Annotated in this window: 15 protein-coding genes; 3 read left to right on the forward strand and 12 right to left on the reverse strand. The window is 43.0% G+C overall.

The window, feature by feature from the left end:
• Positions 1-23: 23 nt before the first annotated feature.
• The 4 genes from secA to ACFQ0C_RS33125 form a co-directional block, all read right to left on the reverse strand.
• Positions 24-2378: a preprotein translocase subunit SecA gene (secA, locus tag ACFQ0C_RS33110; protein ID WP_379373332.1), complete on the reverse strand. Its 2355-nt coding sequence runs from the start codon at positions 2376-2378 to the stop codon at positions 24-26.
• 456 nt (positions 2379-2834) lie between these two features.
• Positions 2835-3179 carry a hypothetical protein gene (locus ACFQ0C_RS33115; RefSeq protein ID WP_379373334.1) on the reverse strand — a complete coding sequence of 115 codons (345 nt, stop codon included), beginning with the start codon at positions 3177-3179 and terminating at the stop codon, positions 2835-2837.
• 219 nt (positions 3180-3398) lie between these two features.
• A complete protein-coding gene (locus tag ACFQ0C_RS33120) occupies positions 3399-3761 on the reverse strand; it encodes a winged helix-turn-helix transcriptional regulator (RefSeq protein ID WP_258217040.1) in 363 nt (120 codons plus the stop codon).
• A gap of 81 nt (positions 3762-3842) precedes the next feature.
• Positions 3843-4157 (reverse strand): virulence activator alpha C-terminal domain-containing protein, encoded by a 315-nt coding sequence (locus ACFQ0C_RS33125; protein ID WP_379373362.1) that lies wholly within the window; start codon positions 4155-4157, stop codon positions 3843-3845.
• Positions 4158-4270: 113 nt separating this feature from the next.
• Here ACFQ0C_RS33125 and ACFQ0C_RS33130 point away from each other — a divergent pair, with 113 nt between their 5' ends.
• Positions 4271-4477, forward strand: a complete 207-nt coding sequence (locus ACFQ0C_RS33130) for a hypothetical protein (protein ID WP_379373337.1) — start codon at positions 4271-4273, stop codon at positions 4475-4477.
• Between the two features lie 398 nt (positions 4478-4875).
• On the opposite strand, the gene ACFQ0C_RS33135 is transcribed toward ACFQ0C_RS33130, so the two are convergent.
• The 4 genes from ACFQ0C_RS33135 to ACFQ0C_RS33150 all read right to left on the reverse strand — a co-directional run bounded on the left by ACFQ0C_RS33135 (position 4876) and on the right by ACFQ0C_RS33150 (position 7935).
• Positions 4876-5700 carry an arylamine N-acetyltransferase gene (locus ACFQ0C_RS33135; RefSeq protein WP_379373339.1) on the reverse strand — a complete coding sequence of 275 codons (825 nt, stop codon included), beginning with the start codon at positions 5698-5700 and terminating at the stop codon, positions 4876-4878.
• A 15-nt stretch (positions 5701-5715) separates the two neighbouring features.
• Complete coding sequence (locus ACFQ0C_RS33140; protein WP_379373341.1) at positions 5716-6171, reverse strand: DUF2269 family protein; 456 nt, start codon at positions 6169-6171, stop codon at positions 5716-5718.
• A gap of 110 nt (positions 6172-6281) precedes the next feature.
• Entirely contained in the window at positions 6282-7463 is a 1182-nt protein-coding gene (locus ACFQ0C_RS33145) for a response regulator transcription factor (RefSeq protein WP_379373343.1), read from the reverse strand.
• Between the two features lies 1 nt (position 7464).
• Positions 7465-7935, reverse strand: coding sequence for a hypothetical protein (locus ACFQ0C_RS33150; protein WP_379373345.1), 471 nt, complete (start codon positions 7933-7935; stop codon positions 7465-7467).
• A 206-nt stretch (positions 7936-8141) separates the two neighbouring features.
• Here ACFQ0C_RS33150 and ACFQ0C_RS33155 point away from each other — a divergent pair, with 206 nt between their 5' ends.
• Positions 8142-8885, forward strand: coding sequence for an SDR family oxidoreductase (locus ACFQ0C_RS33155; protein WP_379373347.1), 744 nt, complete (start codon positions 8142-8144; stop codon positions 8883-8885).
• 18 nt (positions 8886-8903) lie between these two features.
• Here the strand turns inward: ACFQ0C_RS33155 and ACFQ0C_RS33160 are convergent, their stop codons facing one another.
• From ACFQ0C_RS33160 to ACFQ0C_RS33175, 4 genes are all read right to left on the reverse strand, one after another.
• Entirely contained in the window at positions 8904-10355 is a 1452-nt protein-coding gene (locus tag ACFQ0C_RS33160) for a serine hydrolase domain-containing protein (RefSeq protein WP_379373349.1), read from the reverse strand.
• A gap of 11 nt (positions 10356-10366) precedes the next feature.
• Positions 10367-11365 carry a serine hydrolase domain-containing protein gene (locus tag ACFQ0C_RS33165; protein ID WP_379373351.1) on the reverse strand — a complete coding sequence of 333 codons (999 nt, stop codon included), beginning with the start codon at positions 11363-11365 and terminating at the stop codon, positions 10367-10369.
• 27 nt (positions 11366-11392) lie between these two features.
• Positions 11393-12145, reverse strand: a complete 753-nt coding sequence (locus tag ACFQ0C_RS33170; RefSeq protein WP_379373353.1) for a metallophosphoesterase family protein — start codon at positions 12143-12145, stop codon at positions 11393-11395.
• 273 nt (positions 12146-12418) lie between these two features.
• Positions 12419-12835 (reverse strand): DUF2188 domain-containing protein, encoded by a 417-nt coding sequence (locus ACFQ0C_RS33175; RefSeq protein WP_379373355.1) that lies wholly within the window; start codon positions 12833-12835, stop codon positions 12419-12421.
• A 152-nt stretch (positions 12836-12987) separates the two neighbouring features.
• Here ACFQ0C_RS33175 and ACFQ0C_RS33180 point away from each other — a divergent pair, with 152 nt between their 5' ends.
• Positions 12988-13614, forward strand: coding sequence for a LysE family transporter (locus ACFQ0C_RS33180; RefSeq protein WP_379373357.1), 627 nt, complete (start codon positions 12988-12990; stop codon positions 13612-13614).
• Positions 13615-14565: the final 951 nt, after the last annotated feature.

Here is a 14565-nt window from a genome sequence, read left to right on the forward strand (position 1 = left end):
AATAATTTATAAGCTAAAAAAGGTTAATCCATACTATTCCAAATGATTCGCAGTGCGTCTTGCTCAATAGAATGGATAAGCTTGTCAAACATTTGAAAGGTCTCTCTCTCAAACTCAGCAAACGGATCAAGCTGGGCATAGTTCCTTAATTCAATCCCATTCTTGACTTCCTCAACAGACTCCAAATAATGGATCCAATTCCTGTCAATAGAATAAATGAAAGCTTGCCGCTTCAGTTCCAATCCATCGCCTGCACATGCTTCTTCTTTATCCTGGTAATATTCCATAAGCTGTTCTGTGAACATACCGCTCAGTTCATCCAACTCTAATTCGTGCAATCGCTCCAACCTGAGGGGCCTCTTATATGGGAATACTGTGCCCAAGCTCATCGTTAATCCGATCATATCCCAATCTTCAGGGAGCGGCCCCTTACAGAACTCAGCAACCTTTTGTTGAATGGTTTTCTGGATCATGTTCTGAACCTTGAAAGTCAAATCAGCCGCTTCCAGCATCTCGTTTCTCATAGAGTAAATAATTCTGCGCTGCAAATCGAGAACCTGGTCGTAAACCATTACACGCTGCCTAACCATCTGCATCTCGCCCTCAACATGTGCTTGCGCATCCCGAATACCGCGAGCATATCGAGGATTGTTTATGAGTGAAAAATCACTGGTATTGAGGCTGAGAAGTTCGTCCATCAGATGGTCGGGATAATAGTTCATTAACAAATCATCCTCAAAGCAAATAAAAAATCGTGAGCTCCCACAATCGCCTTGCCTGCCGCTTCTGCCACGCAATTGATTGTCGATTCTCAGAGAATCATGTCTTATTGTCCCTATGACCATAAGACCTCCTAGCTCCTCTACTCCCTCGCCAAGCCGGATATCCACACCTCGCCCCGCCATGTTTGTTGAGATAGTCACAGCCCCACGCTGTCCAGCTAGACGAATTACATCCGCTTCTTCCTCATAATTTTTCGCATTCAATACTTTATGAGGTATATTTTGCTCCAGCAGCATAGCGCTCAGCCGTTCTGATTTCTCAATCGAAGCGGTACCTACCAATACGGGCTGCCCTCTAGCGTTTACACCGATAATTTCCTGTACGACTCTATTAAACTTTTCTTCTTCGGTAACGAATAGCTGATCCGGATGATCAACACGATTAATGGGCTTATTCGTAGGGATAGCTATAACATCAGTACCGTATGTCTTCATGAATTCATCTTTAACCTCGGTCGCAGTCCCGGTCATACCGCTAAGCTTGCCATACATTCGAAAATAGTTTTGCAAGGTAATAGTCGATAATGTTGCTGGCTGTCCCATCACTATAATACGTTCCTTGGCTTCGATAGCTTGATGCAGGCCTTCAACGAAACGGCGTCCAAACAACAGTCTTCCTGTATTTTGATCGACAATAACCGCCTCAGTCTTCGCCTGTTCATTCTTTACAAGGACATAGTCAACATCTTTCTTCAAAATAAAATGGGCTCGCAGCGACTGCAAAATTTTATTGTAAAGATCAGCATTGTCTATGTGCATCATATTGGTGAGGCCCAATGCCATTTCGCATCTATCAACCCCCTTCTCAGTGAGCATGATCTGTTTGGTTTGTTCAAAAATCTCATAATCTTCGCTCGTCAAGTCCTTAACAATATTATCTATATAATAAAAATACTCAGTACCTTTTCCAGGCTCGTCAGAGATTAACAAAGGTGTACGAGCCTCATCAATCAAAATGCTGTCCACTTCATCGATGATGACATAGTTCAGCTTGCGCTGGACACGATTAGCCCTGTCATAAACCATATGATCGCGCAAATAGTCAAAACCGAGCTCATAATGGGTTGCGTAGGTGACATCACATTGATATTGAGCTTGCTTTTGGGAAATCGACATATTGCTTTCGATACAGCCCACAGTAAGACCCAGAAACCGAAAAACCTTCCCCATCTCCGTGCTGTCTCGTTCGGCCAAATAGGGATTGACGGTAACCACATGTACCCCTTCACCTGACAAAGCGTTTAAATAGGCGGGGAAAACAGCAACGGCCGTTTTACCTTCTCCTGTTTTCATTTCTGCAATATTTCCTTCGTGTAGAACAATCGCTCCCATTAATTGAACATCATGAATCCTATATCCAAATACTCGGAAGAACGCTTCCTTCACTAGGGCGTAAGCCTCAGGCAATTGATCGGAGAGGGACATACCGTTCGCAATATTTTGCTGCATGACTTGGGTATGCAATAAAAGCTCATCATTCGAATTATTTTCAAAAGCTCTATGTAATAGATTTATTCTGGCTATAAGAGGCTTATACTTGGATAGATTGCGATCCACAGAGGTCTTGCGATAGTAATCACGTAATAATCCGATCATATTAGCTTTACTACCTCCATTCCTTACCCGTACCTTTCATTTAACAAAAAACTGGGTATTTAAGACTATAAAATAAGATATTCCCCAAATGCTAATAGTTACTTAGACCTTCATTCCTATATAAATAATCAATATTTCAACAAGATATTGGGCCTTATGCAACAGTATCCTAATTTTCGACAAAAATAAATCCCCCAAACGGGGGGTTAGGGGTGTAAGAAGTAGGAGTTACCAGGAGGTTATTCCTATTACCATATCCCCCCCTTTTTCCAGCTGCAAAGCCTGCAATCTGCTTCAAAGTCAAGGAGGATAGGGATTAATTGGTTATAATACTAAATTAGGACATTGCAAAATTGGAAAAAAGAGAGGAGTTGGGAGGGGAAGCGAGGGGTGGGGGTGAGTATTTAAATAATCATCTGAAACATGATTCCATCAACTCTGCTTGCTGATTTATATTTATTTTCTCTTGTTGTCCTTGTCATCAATCTCCATATATTCTTCTAATTCCTTCTCAATCTGTTTATTCTGCTCAATTAACTCAGCATGATCTTTCTCATTTAATTGCTCGGTTTCCAATTCCTTTTCAATCTCATCATTACTCATGTTAAAATCATCTTTATCTTCTATACCCAGCTTCTCCTTTATCCTCTGTAAGTCGGAGTGAATTTCTTTGTTTCTTATATGGGTACTTAAAACTAATCCAAATATTACTGCTATAAGCGCCAATATTCCATACGGGCCAAGGAAAAGCGAGATTAGAATGGCTGCTACTATGGCGGTTATTGTACCAAATATGGTCATGTTTTCTTTGCCTCTCTTTTTTTAATTTCAATAAATTTGGCAATCAGTCAGCTTAGGTTAAACTCATCATTCATTGTCATTTTATCCCTCTATTCATGGTTTTTCTCCCCAGACTGATATTCTAAGTAATACCACATTATGGTACAACAAAGCTCAAAAACCCCTAAAAAATGTTAATTTTAGAGGTCATTTATCGCTAAAACTTTTCAACCAAACGGGTCAGTCCGCTTTCCGGGATCTATGGTTAACTCCCCAATCGTACATAATTTCAAAAATAGGCTCCAGAGTCTTTCCGTATTCACTCATTTCGTATTCAACCCGCGGTGGCATTTCCGGAAATACTTTGCGGCTAATTAATCCATCCTGTTCCAGCTCCTTAAGATGCTGAGTGAGTACCTTCTGCGAAATGCCGGGAATTAAGCGACGGAGCTCATTATATCGCCTTCCGCCTTCGTTAACATGCCAAAGTATAAGCATTTTCCATTTGCCGCCTATCGCTTGAATCGTTGTCCAAACATGAATATAGCAGTCGATATCCTCTTCGTTGTACCCTGACTGAGACCTCAAAAAATCTAAATCCATTGATTTCCCTCCCCTATTTTAAAAAATTGGTATACTGGCTAATTTGCATCCTATCCTATTTACCCGATTAAAAAAAATCTTTTATATCTCATTTTTATTAAGCCAACCGATCATTGAGTCGCACCATTCTATACTGCAGCTCTCGAATCTAATTCCCATCTCAATAACGGCCACAGACGAAAACAACGGATGATCGCCGGTTAATCGTTCATTCTCCTTACGAATTGAAGCAAATTTGCCCTTATATTGCTCCATGCGCTGCTCATGCTTCCGCTTTTTCTCCTCTAGAATCGGAATCAATATTCCCGGCTCCACCAGCCACGAGCTGTATTGCTTAAGCAGAAATTCCTCCCAATCGCCCAGTGAGCCGCAATCCCACTTATGGAATAAGCAGATTCACAGGCCAAGTACGTTTTCATTCGTAGTGGTGGCCGTCAGGCCTTGTTAATTGAGAGAGCACCTCTTGGATATTACCATAAAATTACAATTAAGGGATCCCTTTCCAAATCATGCCACAACTCGGGGGACGGGGGATCGAATACTGGGGATCGGTAATCGAGTGGCGTGGGTCGGGGATGGATTCCGGAGGTCGGATTCCGGGGCGCGGAGGGCGAGTGCCGGAAGTCGGTTACAGTATTTCACTGCCCCAGCCCAAACGAACCTCACGCAAATATCAGGAAAATGTCCTGTTAATTACCCCGAAAATAGCGTTCTAAGCCCTATAACTGGAATTTCTCACGCTAATTTTAAGGATTTTGGCTAATCTCAACCATATCACCTCTATTAGCAGGAGTTTTTCCAGTTAGATTGCTTCCAATCGATATCCAGGCTGAATTAACGGGAGGATTTCCATCTATATATTTCATTTCTTTCGGCAGCCGCCCGAAAATCCGAGTCTCCTCTAGAATGAAAGCAGCCTTTGAACATCTGTTTCGCGCCATAACTTAAGTAACATCCACAAGGAGTACCCAGAAGTCATAAAATGACAAGGAACGGCTGTCCCTTGTAGCTAAAGCTACTTTTGTGACAACCTTTTCCAAAATCCTCGCCTCATACCCTATTTTCGTGGCCCATTACTCCTACTCTTACTCTTCCCTTTCTCTCACCCTTACCCTTACGTATTAGCGAATAAATGAACTCCCCGGACCTTCAGAAATTCAAGCGCTTCTTCCAGCACATCAGCCTCAAAGCCAAATGTCATACGCATAATTTCCATCCAATCTGGCTTTCTAGTATAGTCGTGAACTACCGTCGATTGATCGGTTTTGATGAACAGCTTGTGGTTAATTACGGAGTAGCCGATATTTTGTTTAAACACTGTGGCTACAATTCTTCGCATAAAAGGATTATCTTCCTCGTCTCTCAAGGAATGCGTAATAACCTCATCAAAGCTCTCAAGACTTACAGGATTCCATTCAATGCACTTGGTCACGAAACTTTGCCCGTTCGTCCGCCGATCGATCCTATACTGATAATTCCCCAGCTTGGTAATCTCCACCTCTTCCCCACACCGAGAGAAACATGGCAGCTCTTCCAGAGAAAGAGGCTCAAATAATGGAGCCCCATATCCGACATCGACATAGTAAGCTTTATTATTTACCGTTACCTTAAGAGCCAAGTGAGTGTTTCCACCCGTTGCACGAATGATATCGACCTTAAAACCAAGGGATTGAAGCAGCCGTCCAAAATGTGCATTTAAAATGTAGCAATTGCCGCCCAATCCTTTATTCGTGATGTTAGTTAAATAAGTATCCATGGTTGGCAGCCATTGTTCTCCTGTTTGCCCCTGGTGCAAGTAATAATGGAATTTGCTTATGTTTTCAAAAGGGATCCTGTGCAGGTGGAGCTTCACCAAACCCCGCAAACAATCCAAGTCAGGAGTCGTCGATTCCGTTTGAAGAAGGTTCAAATATCGACTTTGGAACAACAAATCATCCATGGTTTATGGCTCCTCTCAGCGGGGTTTGAGAATCATCAGAATAAAGATGAAAACACTTAGTATTGATACCCAAAGGTGGATATTCCTCACACGTGAAAACATCGTCGAAACAAGTGAGGGAAACTGGTCATCCGTCGACACTTCCGAGGCGGTGAGTGAAGTTTGAAGCTTCTTTACTGTAGGGTTAAGTAAACCGACAATCAGAACCTCAATAATGACGTACAAAATTAATGTCCCCATAATCCAGATTTGCAGAATAGAACCATAGGAGCCTAGCCACAACAAAAGCAGTCCCGAAACCACCGCTATGGTGCCAAACATCTTAGGAAACATTTCCAGTCTGGAGACATAGTGGAGAGCTCTCTCCATTTCTTGGGTAGAAGATGTAGACTTAAGCAAAAAGGGAAACGCATACGCTGGCCCTAAACCGATAACAGCCGCCAATACATGAAGCACAACAAGCCATTCCATTTTCAACACCACTTTCATGAATATTGTCTTTATGCAATTTCCATGATAGAGGGTTTGGATCTGTACTTGTATCGGTGAGATTACGTATTTATCGTTCTAAGTAAGTTTTTTCACCCTTCAGTCTGATCCGTTAATAAGCCCTTTTCGATGATGTATCGGGTTAATGCCGTACGCGAAGTCACTTGCAATTTTAGAAAAACCCGCTCCAAATGAGTCGTAACCGTACGAATGCTCACAAAGAGCGCTTGGGCAATTTCGGCATTTGTATGACCTTTGGCAACATATATGGACACCTGGCGCTCTCTGGCACTAAGTACTGTATGAAACGGGTCTTTAGCTTTGGTCCATTCCAATCGCGTACGCTCGATAACTTGTTTGAAAAACGGCTCGCGATCCTTTTCAACTACGTAAGTCATCGTCGAAAGCGTCTCTCCGATTTTACGGGAGAGCAGCGTAATATAATCATTATCTATACGAGTAATGGAATCCTTATTCGCCTCCGTTTCTTCGTAACAGACGATGCCGATTACGGAGTCGAAAGCCATTATAGGAAAAGCGAAGAAGCTGGTGGGCAGCATAGTTCCTGGATAGGCAGAGCCTCCATCTTGAAACCGATTCTCCTCCTCGGAATTTATATGATGTAAATATCTTATCTGTGAACGAATGTTTATCAATCGGATAATACGGCGCTCCGCCGCTACTAATCCAGCCAAACGTTTCATCGGTTCAAGCGCCGATGTATTAGTACCGGCTCCTGGCACCCCTCTTGAAGCACTTAGCTGCAGAGAAGCGCTGTCTTCTCTTGTAACCCAATAGGATAATCGGTTCCATTCGAATTCCGTCCCCAGTGCTTGCAGCAAATCTGCGAACAATTCAGGTGCGGGAGCGAGGTGTAAAATTTCCTCCAAACATTTCCTAATGGAAGTCACTTGGAATATCATAGCAGCTCGTAGGTTTACAGAGTTGGAGAATCCGGCCATCCAGGAAACGGTATGAAGATCATGACGCATCGCTTCAAAGAGAGGACCTTCCATCTCCGAATGGATATATTTTACAGTAAGCTCCCAATGGTAGAGATCGTTAGGATTGGCAATCTTAATACTGGCCAGCGGATTTTGTTTAAGGTTGCTTTCGGCCTTATTTAAGAACTGATTCGCTATGGCAACATGATCTTCATCGATATACCATACCCTGGATAGATTAGTAATGTTAGGGACTTCATCTTGGGTACTAGTAACAAGGGTGCATGGAAAGGTACCATCAAAAGCGGGCTTCATTTGGGATGGCAGCACGTTAATGACTCCTTTCTGTTAATAGAGCTCCTGCATGGGGACCAGGGGTTTGCAGGTAAATGCTCCGCACACGCAGACTTATAGCAAGACAATTGGAATTGGCTACTGCCACCAGAGGGAGGAGATGTGGAAAATATTCAGACGTCCATTTCCGCTGTCTTTCCATTAATTCACAATCTTCCTTCAAAACGGGTTGAACCCGGTCGAAGGTTCCTTTTATCTGATAGGATTCATTATCCGGTCCCGCTGTCAAAAGTACGGCCAGCCAACTCAGCTCTTGAATGTATTCGTTTAGACGCAGCCATTGACTTTGTAATATACAAATCCAAACCTGATCCTTCTCCAAATCTGCTCTGGCTGCATACCCGCGGCAGCTGAAGGGTGCCACTCCACGTCTCGCCGCGGCAACATGGATAAAAATAGGAACAGGACGCTCCATAAATCGAATAAACTCCGCAGGCCATCGGTCCATGTCATTTCCCCCTTCTACAACAACATATTACAATTGTAAGAAATATTCCAAAGCGTGTAAATCAATGAAATTCACGAAGCACTTGGAAAGATCGAAAGCCGCATCTTATCCATTTCTAACTTAAGAGTAACTATCAGATAATAAAGTGCCTTCTTGCGTGCTGCAAGTTGAAGCTTTACATTATAAGCAAAGGAGCGTGTGTAACAATGTCAAATAAATGGGATGGAAAAGTAGTTATAGTTACTGGGGCTTCCAGAGGGATTGGGCAGGAAATTGCTGAGCAATTCGCCATAAACGGAGCAAAAGTTGTAGTGAATTATGCCAATCGTGCAGATAAAGCCAATTCAGTCGTCGAGGGCATCCAAAAAAATGGTGGAGAAGCCTTAGCCATTCAAGCCGATATTAGCCGTGTTGCAGAAGTGGCACTGCTATTTCAAAAAACTATCGAAGCCTTCGGACAAGTCGATATTCTCGTAAACAATGCAGGGTTGATGGTGACTAAACCAATCCAGGATGTAACAGAAGAAGATTATGATCGATTATTTGCTACAAATGTGAAAGGCACCTATTTTGCTTGCCAGCAAGCAGCCAAACATATGCGTGAAAACGGAAGAATCATTAACTTCTCTACCTCCGTCACCGGGGCCATGTTTCCTGCTTACAGTGTATACGCTGGTACTAAAGGCGCTGTTGAACAATTTACCCGGCAGCTTGCCAAAGAGTTCGGACCTAAGGGAATCACAATCAATGCGATTGCTCCTGGACCCATCCATACGGAATTATTCACAAACGGCAAGACCGAAGCGCAGATTGAAGGCATTATCCGAATGAATTCATTCGGCCGCTTGGGTGAAATAGATGATATCTCGGGTACCGTCCTCTTCTTGGCAAGTGATGAAGCCCGCTGGATTACAGGTCAAACTATTAAAGTTAACGGAGGATTTGTATAAGATTAAGGCTTCAAAGAGTCAGTGATAGCTCTTCAACTTGCCATTGATTGTGTAATCTTCTATGTTATGAGACACATTTATACGAAATTGAAGCTCTATATTGGGGTTATTGAATTTAATTGTATAGGTAACCACGTATGGAGTCTCAATATAGAATAAAGTAAGCTTTAGCGTATTGTTATCCGGCCATTCAGCGTAAGCAACAGCCTCTTGCTGGTGAAGAGACAAGTCTTTAGTAAACATATCTTCGATAGTTACGGGCTTTGTAAAATCAAACAATAACATTTTCTTATCCCTATCTTCATAAATAAGCTGAACCTCTAATTTCTCTTCCGTCTTGAACAGGTTCAGCTCCTGGAGATGGCGGGAATTTTCGTTCATGATGTAGCATTGATGACTCCTGTTCGGTACAACGTCTGAAATTGGCTTAGGCAGCGGAACAGGGTAGGACATATTAGCAAGATGCTGCTGCAACTCATCGTTATCATCAAGTGATGGATGACTATCCGGATCTAACGGGTCCATAATATGTTCAAATATTAAATCTAAAAGCGTTTGGAGCTGCTTCATGCTTGCAAAGCTTGATGTGGCGGCAATAACTATACGCTCATTCGGTGCAACAAAACATAATTGTCCAAAAGCACCATCGCCCCTGAAGCAGCCTCGACGACATAGAATAAATTGATATCCATAGCCTTGAGAGGTATCCATCCTGGTTTCACCTCTACGATTGTCACTTTGCTCCCGGGTAGCTAAATCTATATACGATTCCGAAACAATTCTCTGACCCTCGTACACGCCTTTATCCAAAAGCATTTGACCAAATTTGGCTATGCTTTCGGTAGTTAGGCTTAATCCCATCCCCCCTGCAGTAATGCCCATTGGACAGGTTTCCCACGAGGGCCTTGGTATCCGCAAGGGCTCAAACAACCGGGGCATCAAAAAATCAACCAGGCTTTCACCCGTTACCTTTTCAATAATGGCGGATAACATATAAGTAGCAGGAGTACTGTAACGGTAGTAACTGCCAGGCTCGTGCTGCACTTCCAACGATAAGAATGCTTTTACCCAGTCTTTCTCATTTGTCACATAACTATATATATTATCGTGATGGCCGGTATTCATGGATAATAGATGGTGGACGGTCATTTGCGTTAAATTTACGGATAGTTGAGCCGGTAGCTTGTCCGGAAAAAAAGAGATCACTTTATCCTGCAGGTCCAAATATCCAAGGTCACAGGCAATACCTGCAGCTATCGAGGTAAAGCTTTTGCTAAGTGAAAACAATAATTGCTGGGCATCCTTGCGATAAGGCTTGCGCCAAAACTGCGCCGTAGCCTGTCCATCCTGCAACAATATAAAGCTATTCAGCTGCAGATTCAATTCTTCAACCCGAGTAAAAAAACGCAATAAATGATTGGATGAAAGCCCATGGTTTTCTGGCAAATCGCGCCTTATTTCTGCTCTCAATTTAAATCCTCCTATTTAAGAGACGAGATGCATTTGCAGACTATATCTCCAAAACTTTGGATGTCTTTGATATAATCAAACTCCAAAGGATTAGGCTCAGTTTGATTTAACATTCTTACCGCCACAGCATTATACTCAGGTATGACCAGCACTGTATTGCCATATAAACCAAGCGATTGATAAGAGCCCTTGGGCAGCTGGCTTCCTAACTCCGAAGCAGGTCGTGGTTGATCCTGTACCCACCAGAAGAATCCATTCCGGGGTAAACTCTCGTCAAGGCTTGGGGGAGTAAGGATTGAAACCGATTGCTCCCATATGGAGCCAGGAATAATTGATTCCCCCGTAGACTGGCCACTCGTTAAATGCAAATATCCCCAATAAGCTAATTCACGTGTGCTTACAAATAGATTGGCTTCATCGCCTTGATCTCCTATATAGACATCGTTAAGCCACACCAGCTTCTCATTGTTCTCTTTTCTCCAGCCTGTTTCTGTAAATCCATAAGGTACGAAAAATCTTTCCTCCATTACATCAGCAAGCGGTTGATCAAATACGACTTGAATAATTCGAATAAGCAAATTTACCCCTGCATTATTATATTTCCAATCCGTTCCCGGCGGAAAAATTCTTTTATTCGGGCCCAGCAGACCATGCGTGTGGGTCAGCAAATGTCTTATAGTCGTTGAACCCAATATATTTTCATCCAGCTCATCCAAGTAGTCCGTAACATAATCATCGAGACCTCTTATTTTACCTTCGTGGAGGGCAAGACTAACAGCAAGACCCAAGTAAGTTTTACGGATCGATCCGATATTGAACTGGGATTCCGCGTCTACCCGTCGACCGATTCCCGTATTATCATGATGGCCAGTATACCACTCGTTAACGATACAATCATTCTGAATAACGAAGGCCGAGGCAGCGGAAGCTGAGATCAGGTTCTTTGTCCCTAAAACATATTGATTAAGCTCATTAAAAGAATCGTTCAATTGGCTTTCCAAGCGCACCATTAGTTCTCCTGTTCCAAGTAAATTTGGCTATACGGCCGATTTGTTGAAGGAATAAGTAAATACGGCCTTTCTAACCGCCTGTTCAAAAAGCTCTGTATCCGGCATAGACCGGTCTTTGGCTATTCGAATTACTTTCTCAATATCATAACTAACTCTACGAATCTGCGTCGATATGTTCCTCCCGTGAATGTCAATAATAGAATAGCTTGCACGGTTATCTCCATCGAAGGGAAGACCAATACTGCCACAATTTACAATTAACCTGCCCTTTGCATTTCGAGTAAAAGCATGATGGATATGACCAAATAGCACCATCTGGGTCGAATCCTCTTTGTGTAAGGAGTCGAGCTCATCTTCAGTCGCCCATGGCCAAATAATAGTTCCGAGTGAATGAGGCGAAGCATGGTACAATTCAGCTTGAAAATCCTCGATATTAAAAACATACTCTGTCGGTAAGTGGCCTATCCAATGTTGTTCGTCAGCTGAAAGAAGCTTTTTATTATACATAAATTGTCTCAGGTTCATGGCATCTTTATCATTCTTGGGCAGCCAATCAGAACCGTCACGGTACCGGGAAAAATAATTATCATGGTTTCCTCTAACGGAAACAAGCGGATCCAGTGAATGCAATAAATCCAAACATTCCACAGGTTGAGGACCGCGCATGACCAGGTCTCCCAAAAACACTACCGCATCCGGGCTTTGTTGACGTAAATCACTAACTACTGCTTCGAAAGCTATTGCATTGCCATGTGTATCTGAGATTACAGCAAGCCGCATGGTTTAATACACCCTTTACTTTTAGTAGTATAAGTACATTAATTTACCAATCTAAATATAACGAATGTGTGTTCGTAAAACAAGTGTTTCTCTTGTACTTGTATAAATCGACAGCTCTCCAAGTAAATCCCTTCAGCGGTCAAAAACAGCCTACTTTTCGATTTGGTACCGGGTAAATAAATAAATAAATAAATAAATAAATAAATAAAAGCCGGATTCCATATGGAGTCCAGCCTTTATCTATTTACCCATGGTTATAATCGACCACTGCAACTATGAATAATTATGAGAGGTCTCTACCGTACCGTCTTTACGGTGAATAATTGCACTTTTGTTAGCGTCAGATGCCCATTCCCGGGCTTTGTCTACGGCTTCCGCCTTCGTATCTGTACTTAACCGCGCGTAATCAGAGCCCTCCTCCTTCACGGCCCATCCATCCCCATGAGGGACGACATGGTAATTGAAGGGACTCCCCTTATACCGCATAGAGCCGGAGTTATCGTGTCCACTATGGCTATGCAGCGGATGGTCGTCATTCCATTCCTTCGCTTTAGCCGTTGCAATCGCAATAGCACTTCCTTCCTCATAGCCCTCGTCCAACAGAGCATTAGCAATTTCGATCGCTTTGCTTCTCACGCGTGACTCCAGGTTTTTCATGGAAACAGGGTAATCGTTCTTTTTCCAAGGCATGAATAAAACCCTCCTCTCGGGATTGTCTTACGCTAATACTTAGCCATTTGATCCTGAATCGAAACAATCCTTATCGCGGCGGCCAATCATTCTAATCATCATTCCATCCGAATACAATACCTTGTACAAGTACTCACCGGAGGGCGAAGATAATGAATACTTTTATATCCTATATCATTTTAGGCTTATCGCTGTCTGCTCCAATCGGGCCGGTTAACGCAGCACAGCTGGACAAAGGGATTAAACACGGCTTTCTTCACGCATGGCTCGTAGGGTTAGGCGCTATGGCAGCAGATGTTATCTACATGCTGTTCATTTATTTGGGTCTCGCTCATTTTCTCCATACACCTTTCATGAAAACACTCCTTTGGGCCTTTGGTTTCTTTGTTCTTGTACATACAGGAATCGAAAGCTTGCTGCAAATCAACAAAGGACACGCCACCCGAACCACTAAAGAAGAATCTACCGGTAAATCCTTTATCTCCGGTTTTCTGCTGGCACTGTCCAATCCGCTTAACATTTTATTTTGGTTCGGTATTTACGGATCTATCCTGGCACAAACCGTCGAGTCTTACGGCATGCGTTATGTATTCATCTATAGCTTAGGTATATTTATGGGGATTTTCCTGTGGGATATTATCATGGCAGCTATCGCAAGCACACTGTATAAATATGGAAGCAGCCAAATCATAAAGCTTATCTCAGCATTAGCCGGGATATCGCTGATCGGCTTTGGATTTTACTTTGGTTATCAAGCCTTTAAAGCATTATTTTTGTAAGTAATATTTCCCAGGGGCATGTCACAAATAACGGAATGACGTTCCGCTGGATATAAACGCATACTGTCAGCCCCCGACTTTACCGATCAGCACACCTCGTTCTGCTTTATTTTAAGGCCTCCGTAACCGTGCAGTATAAGAAAAGCGCCTTGTGGCGTCCTCGGTGGACAATTTTCGTTTGTCCACTTTGGAGAGATGGTGTGGGATTACAGTCGCTGTTGAAGTCGTGTTCCTTGAATGAAATGCTTACGGTGGGAAGAACACGAGCTTCGAAGGTAAGTTGCGTACCCGAGCATTCACCGGAGACCAGGGCGGACGCTCACACTCCTCAATCCCACACCCATGCCCTCTTCTGTTCTACTCCCCGCTTTGCGCTGCTTCCTCACTTCCCTAACCCGGTTTTCGAGCCGCTTCTCATAGCCATGAATGTACATGTACATCTAGCCCCATCTCCATTTAGAGAAGAGACATCTGCACTTACCCTAAACAACCCGCCAGTACTGAATCCACGAAAGCGAAGGTCAATGCGGAAGTAATAGTTCCTTTATCAGCTGGAACGCCCAAAAAACAGAGTGATAACGGAACCGCCAGTTCCGTTATCACTCTGTTTTTATGCATAAATGCTCAATTCGGCCAACTTAACGGAATTCCCACTTCCGCTATCTCCTTAGATTAGATTTGACTGATGGAATAACGGAACTCTTAGTTCCGTACAAAATCCTCCAGGGCTCGTCGGCAAGCTCCGGTTCAAACTTATACTTCCTTATCACTTAGAAAGGGTATCCCCACTTTAGCTGTATAGCACAATCCGGCGTGTTAAATAAGGGGTAAGCTTCGCTCACCCCCAACATATAAATTCTGGCGTGTAATATAATCCACTAAAGAAGGGAAATCCCCAGCAACTATCGAAGATACGAAGCACCTGACAAAGAGCTTCAATCTATACCTACC

This window comes from Paenibacillus sp. GCM10027630, from assembly GCF_042676305.1.
Taxonomy (GTDB): Bacteria; Bacillota; Bacilli; order Paenibacillales; family NBRC-103111; genus Paenibacillus_S.

Coding starts and splice junctions, on each gene's coding strand:
- ACFQ0C_RS33180 (WP_379373357.1), top strand. CDS start 12,988: ATGAATACTTTTATATCCTATATCATTTTAGGCTTATCGCTGTCTGCT.
- ACFQ0C_RS33170 (WP_379373353.1), bottom strand. CDS start 12,145: ATGCGGCTTGCTGTAATCTCAGATACACATGGCAATGCAATAGCTTTC.
- ACFQ0C_RS33140 (WP_379373341.1), bottom strand. CDS start 6,171: ATGGAATGGCTTGTTGTGCTTCATGTATTGGCGGCTGTTATCGGTTTA.
- ACFQ0C_RS33120 (WP_258217040.1), bottom strand. CDS start 3,761: ATGGATTTAGATTTTTTGAGGTCTCAGTCAGGGTACAACGAAGAGGAT.
- ACFQ0C_RS33150 (WP_379373345.1), bottom strand. CDS start 7,935: ATGGACCGATGGCCTGCGGAGTTTATTCGATTTATGGAGCGTCCTGTT.
- ACFQ0C_RS33175 (WP_379373355.1), bottom strand. CDS start 12,835: ATGCCTTGGAAAAAGAACGATTACCCTGTTTCCATGAAAAACCTGGAG.
- ACFQ0C_RS33135 (WP_379373339.1), bottom strand. CDS start 5,700: ATGGATGATTTGTTGTTCCAAAGTCGATATTTGAACCTTCTTCAAACG.
- ACFQ0C_RS33165 (WP_379373351.1), bottom strand. CDS start 11,365: ATGGTGCGCTTGGAAAGCCAATTGAACGATTCTTTTAATGAGCTTAAT.
- ACFQ0C_RS33115 (WP_379373334.1), bottom strand. CDS start 3,179: ATGACCATATTTGGTACAATAACCGCCATAGTAGCAGCCATTCTAATC.
- secA (WP_379373332.1), bottom strand. CDS start 2,378: ATGATCGGATTATTACGTGATTACTATCGCAAGACCTCTGTGGATCGC.
- ACFQ0C_RS33130 (WP_379373337.1), top strand. CDS start 4,271: ATGCCACAACTCGGGGGACGGGGGATCGAATACTGGGGATCGGTAATC.
- ACFQ0C_RS33155 (WP_379373347.1), top strand. CDS start 8,142: ATGTCAAATAAATGGGATGGAAAAGTAGTTATAGTTACTGGGGCTTCC.